We start from the raw sequence: 16,888 nt of genomic DNA on the forward strand, positions 1-16,888 counted from the left end.
TGAGGCCACCAAGCCCTGCCGGAGGACTAGCGGCGAGCCGTGGTCTTGTTCAAGGCGACGGCAGCGCGGATGAGCGCCTTCAACGCTTCCTCGTCCAGATTTTCACCCTCACGGATGTCGATGGCGCGCCGGGTGTTGCCGTCGAGGCTGGAATTGAAGAGCTTGGACGGGTCCGGCAGGGAAGCGCCCTTGGCGAACGTCATCTTCACGACCTGCTTGTAGGTCTCGCCGGTGCAGATTATCCCGTTCCGCGACCAGACCGGCGTCCCCCGCCACTTCCATTCCTCGATGGCTTCGGGTTCGGCTTCCTTGATCAGGGCGCGCAGCCTGGCGAGCATATCGCCCCGCCAATCGCCCAGCGCTTCGATTCTTGCGTCTATCAGCTCGGATGCGGATTCCGCGCTTTCGGTCAGCGTGTTCATTTTATCGGCCTTTCGATGGAATTCCCCCGTAGCCAACATAGTGCCGATGCGTAAGTAGGTCAACGTATTGCGCGCAGGTATGCCGTCGCGGACTGCCTTGCATTCTCAAAGAGCATGCATGCGTCTCACGCATGCCTTGCCGTCGAATTAGTCGTTTGAAGAAACATCCCGCCTTGGCCAGAATCACTCCGTCGACAAAGCAACACGAAAACAAACTAAACAAATCCACTCTCCCGCTTGGAAGTGGCCGTCTCTGGATGACGCAACAGAAAGGTTAACAAAATGAAAAAAGCACTCGTCGTTATCGATATCCAACGTGAATACGTCACCCCAGGCCGCAGCTTCCATATCCATGGCATTGGCCCCTCGCTGGAAAACGCCTTCAGCATGTTGCAATTCGCCCGTAGCAGCGGTTGGCCTATCGTCCACGTTCAGCACATCCAGGATGGCGACCTGTTTGGTCGTGACTCGGCCGGCGCGGACTTTATCGATGGCTTCGTCCCGAAAAACTCGGAGACCCTGGCGGTAAAAGGCAATTACTCCTCGTTTTCCTCTCCGGAGTTCGAGCGCTTTGCAAATGAGCACAAAGACTGTGAACTGGTCGTGATCGGCTACGGCACCACCATGTGCTGCCTGAGCACGATTGTTGACGGCTACCACCGTGGCTATCGCTTCGCCCTTGTGGAAGATGCCTGTGCAGCCAAGGCGACGCCCAGCCATACCGAAGCCTCCATGCATTCCCACGCCGTTGCGATTCTCCAGCCATTTGCCAGGCTTACCCAAACCGAGGCGGAGATGGCCACAGCGCCGGCGCTAGCCTGAGCTATCGGGAACCAAACCGCGGCGCTACCGCGAGGTAATGGCGAGGTGCTGCGTCAGTCCGCTTGTCGCGTGGCGTCGTTCGCAATAATGGCGTCACTGATCCAGCTGACAAAAGCATCGACAGCTGGATCGCGACGATTGCCCAGGCACAGAAAAAAGGCACGCGGGCTACTCAGCTGTTCTCGCAAGGGCGCGACCAGGACCCCTTCTTCCAGCAAGGGGTCCACCAGGGGCGAACTGCCCAGCGCCACGCCGTGGCCAAATATGGCTCCCTGTATCATTTGGTCGTAATGGCTGAAGCGCAGATCCACTTGTCCCGCCACGTGCGCTGCGCCGGCACCTTCCAGCCAGGTGGACCATTGCAACCAGGGCCACAGGTTTTGCGGGTCGCTCAGATGCAGTAAAGTATGGTTGGCCAGATCGGCGACGCTGTTCATCTCGCGGCCATTGCGGCGTAATAAGGCGGGACTGCATACCGGGAATAAACGCTCATCGCACAGATGGATAGTCGATTCGGTTGGGGCAAGTTCCTTGGATGTATAACGAATCGCCAGATCGATCACGCCTTGCGACAGGTCGACCAAGCGATTGTCCGCCTCGATATGCAAGTTGATTTCAGGATATCTGGCACGAAACCGTTCCAGACGCGGCACCAGCCAGAGTGAAGCGAACGAGGTGGTCGAGGATACTTTGAGACCCCGGCGGCTCTCGTCGCGGCGGAGGGCGTCCACCGTGGTGGAGAGGCGATCCAGCGTTTCGCAAACAGCTTCGTACAATACCCGGCCCTGGTCTGTCAGCTCCAGCGCACGATGTCGCCGCTCGAACAGTACAATATTCAAATGCTCTTCCAGTTTTTTGACCTGCCGGCTGACAGCGGATTGCGTAAGAAAAACCTCTTCCCCCGCCTTCGAGAAACTCAGCTGCCGTGCAGCCGCTTCAAACCCAATCAATAAATCCAACGGTGGTAGGCGTCGCGCCATATTTATTTGTACTTTCATCCAATAATTATTTGTAAAGCGATGGCACTGCCAGACTGGGACCCACCAAAATCGCCAGCTTGACAACCCTTGGCTCAGCTATTGCGAACAATACCGAATTGAATCGTTGCTGAAAACCCTAGGACTAGGCCCTGTATGACATCCGAAGCGATTCACCATCCGGCAAGCACGCCCGCCGTCGATCTCACACGATCCCTGAGCTACGCCAGCGACCTGATGTTTCATCGCCATGCCGGCGAAGTCGGCGAGCATGACGGTTTTCTCAGTATCCGTACGCCGGATAATCCCGGTTTTTGGTGGGGAAATTTCCTGCTGTTCGGCCAGCCTCCCGGCGCCGGCGAGCGGATATCCTGGGAGCGTCTGTTCGAGACGCATATCGATGCCGACCCGGGTGGTCATCGCGTTTTCGGCTGGATAGGCGAGGAGGGCGAGACGGCGGATTTTATCGCGCAGGGATACACGCTCTGCGTCTGCACCGCGCTGGCCTCCCAACGGCCGCTCCCCCCGGCAAGGGGCAATGGCCTAATCGAAGTGCGCAGTTACCAATCGGAGGCGGACTGGCAGGCAGCGGTCGAGTTGCAGGTGCAATGCCGTGATGCCGGCATGGCGGAAGACGCCTATCGACCATTCAAGCAGGCGCAATTCGCCTTTTATCGACGGCTGGAAGAAAAGGCGCTGGGCCGCCGCTACGGTGCCTTTGTCGAGGGTAAGCTGGTCGCCGATCTGGGCATCTACCCATTTGGCACGGCCGGACGATATAACAATGTGTGCACCCATCCGGACCATCGCCGGCAGGGGATTGCCGCGCAGCTGATTTTCGAAGCAGGTTGGCGCGCCATGTCGGCAATGACCTTGCAAACATTGGTCATCGTGACGGACGAGGACAGCACGCAAAGGCTCTATAAAAGCGTCGGTTTTATCCCGCATGATGTTTCGTATGGTTTGCAACGGCAGCCACGGTAAGGGCTGGGTGCGCGGGGCGCAGCGTAACCGCAAAGTCAGGGAGGTGCTGAATGCGTTCAGGCGAAAAAGCATATATCCTGCCTCACTTTTTTGGCTGATCCGGCGCTCGGCGATCGTTCGCGCCATCAGATGATTTTGGGGACTTCCATGAATATCAGGATTGGCACACGTCGCAGCGATCTCGCAAGGTTCCAGGCTAAACAAGTCGGCGAAGCGCTGCAGAAGCTTGCGCCAGACGCGAAGATCACCTTCACGTTCGTCAGTTCCGCAGGTGATCGCGATCGCCGTAGCACCTTGGGCGGCCTCAATAGCGTGGGTGTGTTCACCAAGGAGAGTGAACTGACGCTATGCAATAACGAGGCTGATCTGATCGTTCACTCGCTCAAGGATCTGCCCACCGTATTGATGGAAGGACTGACTTTGGCCGCGGTTCCCCTGCGGCACGATCCCAGGGACGTGCTGTGTGGATTGCCCCTCGAAGCGGTTGGCCCCGGCACGCGCATTGGTACGGGTTCCATCCGGCGCCGGGCGCAGCTGCTCCATCTCTATCCCGGCATCGATATACAGCCGATTCGCGGTAATGTCCCGCCGCGCCTGCGCAAAGCCGTCAACCAGGAAGGCATCGACGGCACCATCCTGGCCTTGGCGGGTCTGGAGCGCTTGGGTTTGATGGAACCGCAGTTTGCTATCCTGCCTACCGATATCTTTCCCTATGCGGTCGGGCAGGGCGCCTTGGGTATCGAAGCCCGCCAGGGTGATACCGGCTTGCTTGAATTGCTGGCACGGCTCGAAGATGCCGATACGCGGCAGTGTACCGATGCGGAACGGGCGCTGATGCACCAACTGGAGGCCGGCTGCAGTTTGCCGGTTGGCGTTTGCAGCAGCGTTGTGGATGGCAAGCTATTACTGTCGGCGGTGGTCACGCGCGTTGACGGAACCGAGCAGGTCGCCAGCAGCTTGACGGGGCCGGCCGATCAGGCCGAGGAACTGGGAAAGCAACTGGCCGATGAATTGCTCAGGCTAGGCGCCAAGCCCCTGCTGGAGGAAGCCACGCGCTGGCGTGTCGAAGGCTGAGAGCCGAGTACGGCTTGAGCCTGGTTTCCGCGCTTCCCTTGGACGCATTCATACCGAATTTTTTCAATTGGTCTTTTGATCGAGGTTCGCAATGTCCAATTTCAAACCCGAAGTTTTCCAACCGGCGCTGGCGGATATGCTGATCCGTCCCAGGCGGAGTCGCGTTTCCGCCTGGATGCGCGATATGGTGGCGGAAACCAGCCTGTCCGCCAAAGATTTGATTCTGCCGGTTTTTATCCGAGAAGATGATTCGGTGAGCGAGCAGACTTCGATGCCGGGCGTACGCCGCCATAAAGTGGCGGAATTGCCGGCATTGGCGCGCGAAGCCGCTGGGTTGGGCATTCCCGCCTTGGCGATCTTCCCTGTGCTGGATGGCGCCAAGCGTACCCCCAATGGCGACTATGGCCGCACGGATGTGCTGGCTTGCGAGGCGATTCGCGCCATCAAGTCCGCCGGCGTGAATATCGGCGTCATTACCGATGTGGCCATGGATAGATACACTTCCCACGGCCAGGACGGTCTTGTCCGGGATGGGCGAATCCTCAATGACGAGTCGGTCGAACTTCTGGCGGAAATGGCCTTGGCGCATGCCGAAGCCGGCGCGGATATCGTCGCGCCTTCCGATATGATGGACGGCCGCATCGAAGCCATCCGCCGGACGCTGGACGCCGCCGGCCACGAACACGTCGGCATCCTGTCCTACTCGGCGAAATACGCCTCGGCGCTTTACGGCCCCTTCCGGGACGCCGTCAATAGCAGCAGCGGACTGGCGACCGGACCCGGCGCCAATGGCAAGAAAACCTACTTCCTCGATATTCGCAATCGGGCCGAAGCCGTGCGCGAGGCACATCTCGACGAGACCGAAGGCGCCGATATCCTGATGGTCAAGCCGGGCAGCTATTTCCTGGACGTGATTCTGACCTTGGCCCAGAACAGCAAGCTGCCGGTCTTTGCCTATCAGGTCAGCGGCGAATACGCCATGATGCGCGCCGCCGAGGCCGCCGGCTGGGCCTCCTACGACGCCCTGCTGATCGAATCCTTGCTTGGCTTCAAGCGGGCCGGCGCGAAGGGTATCTTTACCTACGGCGCTCTGGATGCGGCTAGATTGCTCCAGGGTAAATAAGGCGAACGCAGGCATAGCGCCCGCCCCACCGTGTTCTGCGTGGGGCGGGGCTTACATTCCGGGTCAACCAAGCTTACGCCATGCATACAATTCGCCGTTTTCAGCCCGAAGACTGGGCCAGCGTCTGGCCCATGCTTCAACAGACCTTCGCATCCGGAGACACCTATGCGTTTTCTCCGGCGAGCACGGAGGCGGAGATCCATGGCGCCTGGGTGGAGCTACCCTTGGCGACCTACGTCGCGTGTTCCGCCGACGGCGAGATAATCGGCACGTACATACTCAAGCCAAACCAGCCGGGGCTTGGCTCGCACGTTTGTAACTGCGGCTATGTGGTATCAGACCAGGCGCGGGGTCAGGGCATCGCTTCGGCTATGTGCGAGCATTCGCAAACCGAAGCCATCAGGCTCGGCTTCCGCGCCATGCAGTTCAACTTTGTCGTGTCCACCAATGAAGGTGCCGTGCGCTTGTGGCAGAAGCTGGGTTTTCATATTGCCGGGACCTTGCCGGGTGCTTTTCGTCACACAGGGCATGGCTATGTGGACGCTTTTGTCATGTTCAAGCAGCTGGTTGGCTAAGCTAGGCCCCATTGGCGTGTAGGCCAGAGCGGCATCAAGAAATCCGAACCGGTTCTTACTCGGTCATTGAAATCACCTGCTGCTTAAATCTTTCTGCCAGATCAGCCTGCGAACCCTCAGGAAATGAACACAAACAAGCGCTCAGGGCAAATATGAATTTCTCGCAGAATTCATGAAATTCCCGTTTGTTGTGCTCTCTATCTTCGAAGCCGAAGATGACTGGGTTGGCTAGCAGATTTGCCATATTGATGGCACTCGAACCCGTGGTGATCTGCATGCTCAGGTTGGTTGGCAGATACCCCTGCTCAGGAACGATATCGAAGGCCGGGGATAGCCGCCAACGTTTTTCTTCAGGACGGTAAATCGCCGCGTGGTTACGCGGGTGATCATCGTTATTCCCTACCAGCGCGTTGAATACCATGCGCCGCCACAATTCCCGCAAGTCCTTGGCGGGCGCACCCAATGTTCTTAGGGCTATCGCCAACAGGCTATAGCTCCAATCCGTTTCCACCCCGGGGCGTCCACTCGACGGGTATTCGGTTTCAAGAAGATTCAAGAGCGTGGCGAAACAGGGTGTAGCGACCGACCGTAACCCATTGGGCGGTGTCCGGTCGCTGCAGATATACATAGACCTGCTCTCCAGTTCCCTGCGAAGGCTTAGAAATAATCATTGTCTTCCTGCTTGGCGCGCCTGATCCGCTGCGCTTCGGAGCTGAGGTCCAGTAAATTTTCTGCCGGCATGGGAACAAGGTCACCCAGTAAATCCACTACCAATAACGCGGCAAAATAGCTCGCTGCCCGTACCGTCGGGTCACCGGCTTCGATTCGCCCGATGGTCTGATTCGTTACGCCCACCCGATAGCCCAGCTGAGCCTGGGAAAGCTTCATTTGCCGGCGGCGTTTGGAGATGGCCTTCCCCCATGCTTGTAACCGAAGCACCACCTTGGGATGCAGTTCGGATTCAGTGAGGCTGCGTTTTGACATGATGATATGGACGTAATTAACCCATGTAATCTATTCCATATCATTCAAGATAGCAATTCGGTGATTCGTCAGGCTGGTGATATGGGATGTTCAATGAAGGGTAGCTACGCCTGTATCATCAGCGTCTACTGGCATCCCTCCGACGATATCGGGAACCGCATGGCGCTAGAGCAGCAATTCCACCATTTCCACATAATCGCGCCGCACGGCAAAACTCAGGGGTGTTTCGCCGATCATGTCTTTCTTATGGGCATTCACCTCGGCGCCATGATCCAGCAGCCATTGCGCCGCCTTGTACTGCTCACCCTCCACGGCGTAGTGCAAGGGTGCGCGGCTGATATCGTCGAATAGGTTTACATCGAACCCATCGGCGACCAATTTGGCCATTTCGCCGATGTCGCCATCTAGCGCGGCACGATGCAACTGCTCTGCTTCAAACCAGTCTTCAGGGTAAGGCATGGGCACCCACCTATGCTTGTGGTCCATCGACCTTATTTAGCGCTAAATGCATCCCGTCTGATGACCTCCGAAAACGCCTGAGCAGCGTTTGCCAGCATGCCCTCATGGTCGCCCGGAACCAGCTGAATTCGAAAGGGTTGCTTGGCTGATTTGGCTCTGGATTTGATCCAAGGCTCAATCTGTGGCGTACTTTCTTCGCCCGTACCAAGGTATAGGAAAAAAGGCACGCTCAGGGCGCTTAGTTGTCCGGGATATAAGCGCCTCTGCTTTTCCAAGGGCTTTTTCGCATCAAATGGCACAATGCGCTGCCACGCCTCGAAAATCTGTTCCGGGTAGGCCCCTGAAGCAGCGCCGGCCAACCTCAGTTTGGCCGAGTCTTGTAAGGCCACAAGACCGCTAAGGTTTCCGCCCACGCTATGGCCGAACACGTAGACACGCTCGGAATCGACACCAGCTTGCTGTCGTCCCCATTCGATAGCGGCGAGCAGATCATCGACTTCACCGCCCATCAGCTCGAAATACCCAGGATTGCCATTTTCCCCACGGAAAGTTGGCGTCAAGACGGCGAATCCTGCAGACCGGAACGGTTCCGTTGCGGCAAAGTCATCCGCTCCAAAGGCGAATCCACCGTGCGCGTAGACAAGCAGCGGCACGGGACGTCGTTCCGGCTTGATTGGCATCGCAAACCAGGCCATCAGTTGTCCTGGAGCAGCGGGGTAATGCACCTCCTGAACGCCAGTTGGCGGCTTTTCTTGCCGATAAGATTGTGGCGACGGACCTTTGTGTAGAAGCTCTCCCGCGCTGCCGCCAATTGCGATGCAAGAAAACGAAAATGCCACGAACCATGACTTCAATTTGGTCACAAAATATTCCCTGTATTCCCTGTATTCCCTGTATTCCCTGTGTACATGCGTTGGTTAGTCCGTAAATGAGTCAGCAACACGTTGGCCTCAGGTTTCACCGTGGGCAAACGGGTCGCCATCTTAGTTCACGAAGGTCACCTTGGCGACCTCTCGCAGCAAGGCTTGTACTTGCCCGGAGAGCGGAACCATATTTGGTTCGGAATGCTGACTTGCTTTGCCCGAGGCCGAGCGCCGCACCGACGACAATTTGACTGCATGGTCGCCAATATCCGGGAAACGTTCCGCGAACGCTCCGGCGCCCGCGTCCTTTCCATTGTCGGTGCCTCGCACAAACCGTGGTTCGACAATTGGCTTGGCCAACTGCAGGGCGTGGAAATCGTCGATGTGGCGGAGGTGCTGAAATAAGCCCATGACCGGCAGGCGGAGCGGCACAGCTCGAACGGCACTGATCTGGTGGTATTTCTCAGATTGCTTGCGCCGCAATTGCTTCGATCTGCGCCCGCAGCCAGCACAAAGCCGGATCACGGTCGCGGGTGGCGTGCCAGATCAGCCCGACGGTAAAACTAGGCAGGGTCAAGGGGATGGGTGAGGTCGCGAGGCCGAAATACTGCCGCCAATGCGCTGCCAGTACTTCCGGCACGCAGGCCAAGGCGGGCAATTGGCGCAGCAGGTTGGGCAAAACGCCGAAATGCGGCGTGGTGTAGGCGACACGGCGCGCCAGGCCCTGTTCCGCCAGGGCACCGTCAACCACGCCTTCGTTGGCGGCACGGTAGCTCACGAGCAGATGTGGAAAGGCCAGGAATTGGTCGAGTGTCAGCGGTGGCGCCAGGGCGATCCGTTGCGGGTCGTAGGTGCACGCGAAGCCCATTTTCCGCAGGGGCTGGGCATAGCGTAGCGGCGTGCCGCTATCGAAGGTGGACCGCGAAGGCTGGATTGCCAGCGCTATCTCGTCGCGATCCAGCATGGCTTGAAACTGGAATGGATCGGCGGTCTTCACGGCGATGCGCAGTCCCGGCGCAAGTTGCTGCAAGCGCGTGAAAAGCAGCGGCATCAACCAGATTTCCACCCAGTCGGGCATACCGAGCACGAATGTCCGTTCGGCTTCGGACGGTTCAAAGACAGTTGGTTCGAACAGCACCGACTGGAGGCTGGCGAGGACCGGCTCCAGCGCGGCTTCGAGTTCCCGTGCCTTGACCGTCGGCACCATGCCCTGGGCGCTGCGTACCAGCAGCGGATCGTCGAACAAGGTGCGCAAACGCGCCAAGGCGGCGCTCACGGCGGGTTGGCCCAGATACAGCTTGTCGGCGGCCCGCGATACGCTACGTTCGCGCAACAGCACCAGCAAGGTCACCAGCAGATTGAGATCGACCCGCCTGAAATCGATTTCCTTGATAGTGGTCATCTTTTCAATCGATTTGAATAATGTAGGCGTGGATTGGATCATTGCCGCACTCGCCGACGCAAGTGCCCCATGCGGCCGGCCCGCACAACGATCGAATCAAGAGAATGAGTCCATGCCCGCGCTGAACGCCACTTTGCTCCGCTCCGCCCTGATCGCCGCCTTGTCGGCCTTGCCTGTGGCCGGGCTGCTGCTCGCGCCGCAAATCAGCCATGCCGCCGCACCGCAAGTCAAAACCCAGGCGCCCGGCTACTACCGCATGATGCTGGGCGACTTTGAGATCACCGCCCTATCCGACGGCACCGTCACGCTGCCATTGGAAAAGCTGTTGACCGATACCACACCGGCCCGGATACGCAGCCTCCAGGCGCGCGCCAGCCTGAGCAGCGAGGTGGAGACGTCGATCAATGCCTTTCTGATCAACACGGGGTCGCAATTACTGTTGGTGGACAGTGGTGCCGGGCGGCTGTTCGGTGACAAAGGCGGCCGGCTATTGGCCAACCTGCAAGCGGCGGGCTATCGCGCCGAAGACATCGATGCCGTGCTGTTGACCCATATTCATGGCGACCATTCGGGTGGCCTGACGGTGGACGGCAAGATGGTCTTCCCGAATGCGACCATCTACGCCGACAAGCGTGAAGCCGAATTTTGGCTCGACTCCGGCAACGAAGCCAAAGCGGCGCAGCGCCATCAACATAGCTTCCAGGAAGCAGCCGCATCGCTCTTACCCTATGCATCTGCCGGCCGCTTGAAGACATTCAGCCAGGATGCCGAGTTGTTCTCTGGCGTGCGCAGCATTGCCGTGCCGGGCCATACGCCGGGTCATACCTTTTACGCGGTGGAAAGCAAAGGGCAGCAAATGCAATTCTGGGGCGATACCGTCCACGCCCAATACGTGCAGTTCCCCGATCCGGCGGTGACCATCCAGTTCGATATCGACAGCTCGGCCGCGGCGAAACAGCGCAAGCGCGTCTTTGCCGACGCGGCGGCGAAGCAATACTGGGTCGCGGCCCCGCATATCGCCTTCCCCGGCATCGGCCATCTGCGCAAGGAAGCTGCGGGCTTTGCCTGGGTTCCGGCGAATTACGCCATTCCGCGTTGAGGTAGCGCCCAGGGGTGGCTCATCGGCGATCAGGTGCGTGGCAAACCTCGCCCTTCAGTGCGGCATCTGTTGCTGCTCGAAGTATTGGCGGATGACCTCACCGGGCCTTGACCGCCTCCACCGTGGTCTGCCACAAAGCCGGCCAATCCAGCAGCGACTGCCCGCCGCAACGGCCTTGGTGGCTGTAACTGCTCAGGACGAAATTGCGCCCATCGAAAATCCAGCCGCTGGCTTCGCCGCAGTCGCCCACGCCTCTGCCCTTGGTGTACTGGCTCAGCGTCTGGCTGGCGGGGTCGTATCCGGCATTGGTCATCTCATAGCTGGCGGTAAACACTTTGGATAGGCCCGGCAGGACAAGACGGGCGGGCTTGGGCTTGCCATGGCGCTGGGCGCGATAGGTCACATAGGACGTGTTGTATGCGCCCTGGCCGCAGGGTAGTAGCACAATCGCCTCGCGGAAACTCAGCGCCGCCACATCGCCTTGCTGCCCGTCGTCGTCGTCGTTCGTGGCGCAATCGGGTTCCAGCTTGCGGACGGCTTGTAGCAGACGGGTCGCTTCCGCCGCGCTGACCTCGGGTTTGCCGATTGCGGCGGGATGCAACACCGGCAGTGGGTGGGCAGGCGGGATGGTAGCCGCGGACTTGCTGCCGGTTCGCAGCAACGCCCGCGTGGTGCCAAGCCGGCCTTGGGTTTCGTCGATCAGCAGCAGCGAGGCGGTCAGGCCTGCCACCTTGAAGTCGGCCAGTACATGGCCTTGCTTATCGGTTAACGTCAGCGCCTGCTTGCGGCTAGCGGTGGCCAGGAGTTTACGGGTGGCTTCGTCATCGAGGCAGTGAATCCAGCTGCTACCGTAGGCATTGCCTTCCTGGCTGATTTCCCACTCATCCGTCGATAGGGCTTGGCCATTCAGCCGCAGTTGCGGGATGGCCATCTTGTCTTTGACCTGGAAGCTGAGGGTCAGGCTCGTTTCGCCATCCGGGCCGGGTGCCTGCTCCAGCAGCATCTCGGTACTGTCTGTGTATTCCTCGAAACCTTTGGCCACGCAATGGCCGCTGTTGCTGCACGCCACCATCCAATCCTTGAATTCGCGATAGACGGGTAAGGGGGCGGCTTGGCCTGCGAGGTGGGCGGCGGCGAGGAGGGCGCAGGGGAGGGTACGGTGCATGATGGCGGGCGGGGTAGGTGAGGAGCGAGCCGGCGGCAAGCTCTTCATACTATCTAGAGAAACGCCCTATTGCGAGACTAGTTCGTCAGAGTGGCTTCCTGCTCTTTCATGATTTTCTCGCCCTCGGCATCGAGAACGGCATCGGTCGTCCCTTGCATTACCCCGGGACGGCAGTGTTGGGACAACGTCGGATCAACGCGCCGAAATAGCATTCACCGCACTATTCGCCGTGTCGATATCGAGCAGCCGGCCTTGCTTGTCGAACAGCAGCCAGTGGCCGTTGGCACAGCGGGCCGATATTTCGGACGATTGGCGCCAATCAATCTGGGCGCAGATCTTGCCGCTAGCGATGTCGATCAGGCGAATCGGCAAGGTCTCGGCGCTTTCGATGCAGGCGAGCAGCCATTGTGGGCCGAGGCGGACAAACCATCGGAAATTGCCGCTCGGGGGAGGTAACTTCACGTCTTTGGCGATCCGCGCGCTGTCGGAAAAATGAAGCAAAGCATAGTCAGGCGATGCGTCAGCAAATAGCTGGCATTGGATCATCCCTCCATTGGGGTTCAGGAATGGTTGTGCCTCTTGCAAGCATCCCGCTTCAAAAGCCGGTCCCCGGCCATTCAGACGCCGCTGCGGCAAATGGTAACGCCATAGCGCCAGACCGTCCGGCTCGCCGACGAGAAACTGTTCCAGGTGGGGTGTGGCGCTCATATGCGCCACCTTGCCGGGCAGGTCGCTTACCTGCCATAGCACGGTCTGCAGAGAGCGATTGATATCGAGTACGCGAATGGTATTGCCGGTGGCGATGGTCCAGCCGGTACCATCGAAGGTATCGGCGCAATGGTCGAAGGCCAGCACGCCCAGATCATCGGCCCGCCGGGTGACCAGGTCGAGCCGGCTTACCCGCCAGACGTCGTCGCGCTTGGCCAGCGCCAGAACAAGCTGGCCGCTCTGTGCAAGGACCAGTTGGTAGGCGGGAACGGCAAAGTGGATTCGGCGCTTGCCATAACGATCGACGACGGCAGCGCCTGCTTCACCGTGGGCGAGCAGGTAATCGCCGTCCGCCAGCGGGACGGCGTCGAAAATAGCCGCGCTGCCTGCATCCGGTGTCGGGCAAACCAGGGGAGAAGTGCGGGCGGCCAATTTGACGGCGGCGGCGCCAGGCAAGCCGACGCCTGCCGGTAGGTCCGCCTGTAGCGCCTTATCGGCCGACAAGGCGATAAGTTGCTGAAGTTGGGCGCGTTCCAGTGTGCCGACACCGCTTGCCTGGTCGCCCAGCCAGGCGTTGCCCATAAGGCGGACCAGCCTTGGAATCGATAGCGGATAGTTGCCATGCAGCCTCAGAATGGCCATTGCCGTGGCGGTGCGTTCCTGATGGCGCTTAGGGTCGTCGCGCAGCGCCTTCAGCTGTTCGGCACAGTCGTCGAAGCTGTCAGGCATCAGGGCGATACGTTTGACCAGTGCGCCGGCGGCCAATCCGCCACCGGCGGTTTCCGCCGCCAGCAGCCATTCGCGGGCCTGCTCGCGGGCTGCCTCGATGGGCCAGATGGCATCGACCGCTTGCAGCCATTCCCCTTTGGCGGCCAGGTCGGCCGCCCATTCGCGGCGCAATTGGGCGCCGGCTTCGGGCCATTTCTTTTCCAGCAGCGGTAGCGCGGCGGCATAGGCATTGTCGCGGCGGGCCACCAGCAGGGCTTGCTTCCAGTTACCGGCGGCGCTGTAGAACCGAACGATGGTGGCGGGAGGCATGTCCCAGGCCAGGGCAAGGTCGGCTGCCTGGCTTGGACGGCCGTGCTTTTCCAGGTAGTCGAGCGCTTCCTGGTGCGAGGCCAGCAATTCGGCCAGTACGAACACGGCTTCGTCGATGCGTCCTTCCCGGTCGAGCTTTTCGAAGCTCTTGCGATAAAGCGTGCGCAAATGCTGTTGCAGGTCGTCGCCAAGATGGATGCTGGCCGCAGCACCCCTGCCGGACGAGAGTGAAAGATCACGGCGCGCATTCGGCGTGCCCAGGGCTTGGCCTAGCGATTCCCCGTCCTTGCCGAGCGGGATGGCATGGCGCAACGCCTCGTCGAGCTTGCCGGATTCGAACAATTCGAGCATGCGCCGCATATAGGCGGCCTGCTGGCGCCCCAGCAGCCTGGAAATTTGGGATGTGACGGCCAGGCGTGCCAGCCAGTCCCGCCAGCGCTGCGGGCCGATCGGCTTACGGCGAGCGGGCAGCTGGGCCTGACCCTTGCTTGCCGGTCGGGCCGTCCGGGCAGGTGAACGTCCTTGTGGTTTGACGCCAACCTGCCAATGGTTACCTCTCCCGCCAAACATCATCAGCAGCCAGATAATCACGCTGACGATCAGGAAGATGGCAGATACGCCGTTGGGCCCGGACGCTGTGGCTTTCGGTTCGACCGGCCCACCCGCCATATTGAATAGCAGCCAGCTCAGCCAGCATAGGCCGACGAAGACCGCCACAGGGATCAAACGCGTGGCAAGGCTTGCCGGAGCAAAGCCGGATCCGTTGCCGTGGGGTTTCCCTGCGACCGGCTGGCGCGGTGCCTGCGGGTCCTTGCGCTGCTTGGCAAGCAGTGCTTTCAGGAACTCCGTTTGTTCCTTGCTCGGTGGCGGAATGGCCTTGCCCAGCACCTCGCGCACGTCACGCAGCTCGGGCGGTAGTTCCAGTACCAGCGTTTCCAGCACGGCGCTGCAGTCGTAGGTGTCGAGCAGGGCCATGCCGTCGAGGGCGATCCAATGCGATGGGTCGAGCGGTTCGGCATCGCGCAAGTTCAGTGCAAGCACTTCGCCGCCCTGGACCAGCCAAAGATCGGCGCGGGGAAGGGCGGATGCCTCGTTCTTGCCGAGTTGCGCCGAGCAGAGGGTGCCGCCCAGACGCAACAGCGGCCAGCCGTCGAGTTCATCACAATGCTGTTGCCGACCCTGGGCGTGGCACAACAAATCACCTTGCTCGAAGCGATAGGCGCTGGCACCTGCTTGCCAATTGCGCAGGATACGGAGCTCGCGCTCGCCTGCATCGAACCAGTCGGCAGGCAGCCAGATACCGGCAACGGCCTGGTGGCCCCGGAGATTGGGCCTGCGCACCTGGGCGCCTTGCTGGACCTCATGCTTCATCGGTGTTTCTCTTGCAGTAAATATGCAGGCGCACCTGGCGCGATGCAATGGCGTAGACGATCAGTTCGCGGTCTTCGGTAAGCAGTGCGATATGGCCGGTGATGGGGCAGACGCTGTGGCGAACGATGGGCGAGGCGGTCATATGGAGCGCCTCGGCCTTACCGTTTTCGTAAAGGGCCACGGCGTTACGGGCAGGGCCGAGCAAGACCAGGCCGGCCTTGGCATGGGCCGCTTCACGGTAGAGACCGATGCCTTGCCAGCCGGGCGGAATCTGAATCTCGTCGCGCTCGGCACGGGTGCTACCGGGGCCGTTGAATTGGTAGATGCGCCAGACGCCGCCCTGTTTGGCATTGCCTAATGCAACCGCACCTTGATGGGCGCGCCATAGCTTGCCGCCGGCAAACAACACCGTGTGGTCGGTTTCCACATGGGGAATGGGATGATGCCCCGCGGCTTCTCCTTTCAGGTTGGCGTAGCGGATGGCTAGGCCACTGGCTTCGCGCTTGGCATAGACGAGCAGGTCGTGTTGGACCTGGGCCAGGGCGATGACGTTCTGGTCGTGCTGCGGGGCGTCCTTCGTCGGCTGGGTGGGGAGCGTGTCCTGCCAGAAAAGCAGCCGTCCCCCATTGTCGAGGACATACAGCCGTTGGACACCGCTATCGCGCAGGTAAGCCGCCGGCAGATAGAACCCTCGGCCGGGTGCCGCCTGGAATTCGTCGCTGGGCGGCCGTTCGATGTCGGCGAAGCCCGGCATATGAAGAAAGCGTAGCTGTGCCTGTTGGGATGTCAGCACGCCCAAGCGTTTGCCCAGGCCCGCCAGGGCCAACGCCGTTGCACTTGCCGCCCAGCTGATCTCGCGGGGTTTGCCGGCCTTCTTCGCGTCCTGCGGCGGGATGGGAAAGAGCACCGCTCCGCTGCCCTCCAGCATGGGGACCACGACACTTTGGCCCAGGCCGACGAAAGTCGGCGCATGCGTCGATGCGAGGCGGGTGGCATGGTGCTTGGCGGCGGGTGGCGGCACGGCGACATCGATGAATTTACCCGCGACCAGCCGTCCGGCCACACTGGGGGCGGGAAGCGGCAGAACCAGCCGTCTGCGTCCTGCCGGCTGGGTCAATTCAAGGTCAAGCGAGTGATCGTCGAGGCCGCGGCTGATCTTCAGTCTGTGCGTACTACCGCGCAAGGGTGCGTCGCCGGGCATGGAGCCGATCAGCCAGCATTCCCCGGGCATTTCGTCCCAGCCGGCGAGCGCGTCCTGCCATGCCTGCCAATGCTCGGGCTGGACCACGTTGTAGGTACGTGCCTTGAGCAGGGCATGCAGTTCGCCGACCGTTTGGACATTTGCCGGTAGTGCGGCCTGGGCGCCAGGTGGACGTTGCAGTATCCCCCAGCGCATCTCGGTGCCGGCTTCGCGAGCGCGGCGCGCCAGCAAGATCCACATGGCGATATGGGCGAGTCGCGGCGCCCCCAGTTGCAAGGGCCCTGCATCGAACAGGGCGAGGATAAATGGGTTACCGGCTTGGGCGCGCGGCCTGGGGGCAAGAAACAGGTGTTCGCCGACCACCGCGCGGCGCAGGAATTCTTCGGGTATCTCCTCGGCCAGCAGCCATTCGCTGGGTAGCAAACGGTCGTAAGGTCCGCGGCGATGCAGGTCGCCCAGACCGTCGTGTTCCGGTTCGCCGCCACGTGCATTGGCTTTGTAAGGCCCCATCAGCGGGCTGAGCTTTTGCAGCAAGCCGCCCAGTTGCGGCGCGAGTTTGGGTGAGAACCAGGCTAGCCATTCATGCCAGGCTTGGAGTGGTGCAGGCAATTGCATCGGAGG

The 16,888-nt window shown here is 60.5% G+C and carries 17 protein-coding genes; 6 read left to right on the top strand and 11 right to left on the bottom strand.

What is annotated here, in order from left to right; translation table 11 throughout:
* Positions 1 to 26: 26 nt before the first annotated feature.
* A complete protein-coding gene (locus FNU76_RS11935) occupies positions 27 to 422 on the bottom strand; it encodes a DUF1801 domain-containing protein (protein WP_144278406.1) in 396 nt (131 codons plus the stop codon).
* A 282-nt stretch (positions 423 to 704) separates the two neighbouring features.
* On the opposite strand from FNU76_RS11935, the gene FNU76_RS11940 reads away from it, so the two are divergent.
* The gene (locus tag FNU76_RS11940) at positions 705 to 1,244 is read left to right on the top strand and encodes a cysteine hydrolase family protein (protein WP_144278407.1); all 540 of its coding nucleotides are present in this window, start codon (positions 705 to 707) and stop codon (positions 1,242 to 1,244) included.
* A 53-nt stretch (positions 1,245 to 1,297) separates the two neighbouring features.
* On the opposite strand, the gene FNU76_RS11945 is transcribed toward FNU76_RS11940, so the two are convergent.
* Positions 1,298 to 2,242 (bottom strand): LysR substrate-binding domain-containing protein, encoded by a 945-nt coding sequence (locus FNU76_RS11945; RefSeq protein ID WP_308418644.1) that lies wholly within the window; start codon positions 2,240 to 2,242, stop codon positions 1,298 to 1,300.
* A 135-nt stretch (positions 2,243 to 2,377) separates the two neighbouring features.
* On the opposite strand from FNU76_RS11945, the gene FNU76_RS11950 reads away from it, so the two are divergent.
* From FNU76_RS11950 to FNU76_RS11965, 4 genes are all read left to right on the top strand, one after another.
* Positions 2,378 to 3,205 carry a GNAT family N-acetyltransferase gene (locus FNU76_RS11950; RefSeq protein WP_144278408.1) on the top strand — a complete coding sequence of 276 codons (828 nt, stop codon included), beginning with the start codon at positions 2,378 to 2,380 and terminating at the stop codon, positions 3,203 to 3,205.
* Between the two features lie 147 nt (positions 3,206 to 3,352).
* The gene (gene hemC, locus FNU76_RS11955) at positions 3,353 to 4,279 is read left to right on the top strand and encodes a hydroxymethylbilane synthase (RefSeq protein WP_144278409.1); all 927 of its coding nucleotides are present in this window, start codon (positions 3,353 to 3,355) and stop codon (positions 4,277 to 4,279) included.
* A gap of 91 nt (positions 4,280 to 4,370) precedes the next feature.
* On the top strand, positions 4,371 to 5,402 hold the full coding sequence (gene hemB, locus FNU76_RS11960) for a porphobilinogen synthase (RefSeq protein ID WP_223879320.1): 1,032 nt from the start codon (positions 4,371 to 4,373) through the stop codon (positions 5,400 to 5,402).
* Positions 5,403 to 5,482: 80 nt separating this feature from the next.
* A complete protein-coding gene (locus FNU76_RS11965) occupies positions 5,483 to 5,977 on the top strand; it encodes a GNAT family N-acetyltransferase (RefSeq protein ID WP_144278410.1) in 495 nt (164 codons plus the stop codon).
* Between the two features lie 55 nt (positions 5,978 to 6,032).
* On the opposite strand, the gene FNU76_RS11970 is transcribed toward FNU76_RS11965, so the two are convergent.
* From FNU76_RS11970 to FNU76_RS11990, 6 genes are all read right to left on the bottom strand, one after another.
* On the bottom strand, positions 6,033 to 6,605 hold the full coding sequence (locus tag FNU76_RS11970; RefSeq protein ID WP_144278411.1) for a HipA domain-containing protein: 573 nt from the start codon (positions 6,603 to 6,605) through the stop codon (positions 6,033 to 6,035).
* Positions 6,606 to 6,634: 29 nt separating this feature from the next.
* Complete coding sequence (locus tag FNU76_RS11975) at positions 6,635 to 6,961, bottom strand: helix-turn-helix transcriptional regulator (protein WP_144278412.1); 327 nt, start codon at positions 6,959 to 6,961, stop codon at positions 6,635 to 6,637.
* 165 nt (positions 6,962 to 7,126) lie between these two features.
* Positions 7,127 to 7,420 carry an ankyrin repeat domain-containing protein gene (locus FNU76_RS11980; RefSeq protein WP_179958447.1) on the bottom strand — a complete coding sequence of 98 codons (294 nt, stop codon included), beginning with the start codon at positions 7,418 to 7,420 and terminating at the stop codon, positions 7,127 to 7,129.
* Positions 7,421 to 7,452: 32 nt separating this feature from the next.
* On the bottom strand, positions 7,453 to 8,283 hold the full coding sequence (locus FNU76_RS11985; protein WP_144278414.1) for an alpha/beta hydrolase family protein: 831 nt from the start codon (positions 8,281 to 8,283) through the stop codon (positions 7,453 to 7,455).
* 120 nt (positions 8,284 to 8,403) lie between these two features.
* On the bottom strand, positions 8,404 to 8,766 hold the full coding sequence (locus FNU76_RS24095; protein WP_179958448.1) for a hypothetical protein: 363 nt from the start codon (positions 8,764 to 8,766) through the stop codon (positions 8,404 to 8,406).
* The gene (locus FNU76_RS11990) at positions 8,747 to 9,685 is read right to left on the bottom strand and encodes a LysR family transcriptional regulator (RefSeq protein ID WP_179958449.1); all 939 of its coding nucleotides are present in this window, start codon (positions 9,683 to 9,685) and stop codon (positions 8,747 to 8,749) included. The genes FNU76_RS24095 and FNU76_RS11990 overlap by 20 nt, the downstream gene beginning before the upstream one ends.
* A 112-nt stretch (positions 9,686 to 9,797) precedes the next feature.
* Between FNU76_RS11990 and FNU76_RS11995 the strand changes: the two genes are divergently transcribed.
* Positions 9,798 to 10,784 (top strand): MBL fold metallo-hydrolase, encoded by a 987-nt coding sequence (locus tag FNU76_RS11995; protein ID WP_144278416.1) that lies wholly within the window; start codon positions 9,798 to 9,800, stop codon positions 10,782 to 10,784.
* A 97-nt stretch (positions 10,785 to 10,881) separates the two neighbouring features.
* On the opposite strand, the gene FNU76_RS12000 is transcribed toward FNU76_RS11995, so the two are convergent.
* The 3 genes from FNU76_RS12000 to FNU76_RS12010 all read right to left on the bottom strand — a co-directional run bounded on the left by FNU76_RS12000 (position 10,882) and on the right by FNU76_RS12010 (position 16,876).
* Positions 10,882 to 11,997, bottom strand: coding sequence for a DUF1176 domain-containing protein (locus tag FNU76_RS12000; RefSeq protein ID WP_144278417.1), 1,116 nt, complete (start codon positions 11,995 to 11,997; stop codon positions 10,882 to 10,884).
* A gap of 144 nt (positions 11,998 to 12,141) precedes the next feature.
* A complete protein-coding gene (locus FNU76_RS12005) occupies positions 12,142 to 15,066 on the bottom strand; it encodes a bpX6 domain-containing protein (RefSeq protein WP_144278418.1) in 2,925 nt (974 codons plus the stop codon).
* On the bottom strand, positions 15,056 to 16,876 hold the full coding sequence (locus FNU76_RS12010) for a hypothetical protein (protein WP_144278419.1): 1,821 nt from the start codon (positions 16,874 to 16,876) through the stop codon (positions 15,056 to 15,058). The genes FNU76_RS12005 and FNU76_RS12010 overlap by 11 nt, the downstream gene beginning before the upstream one ends.
* Positions 16,877 to 16,888 lie beyond the last annotated feature (12 nt).

This window comes from Chitinimonas arctica (assembly GCF_007431345.1).
GTDB classification, from domain to species: domain Bacteria; phylum Pseudomonadota; class Gammaproteobacteria; order Burkholderiales; family Chitinimonadaceae; genus Chitinimonas; species Chitinimonas arctica.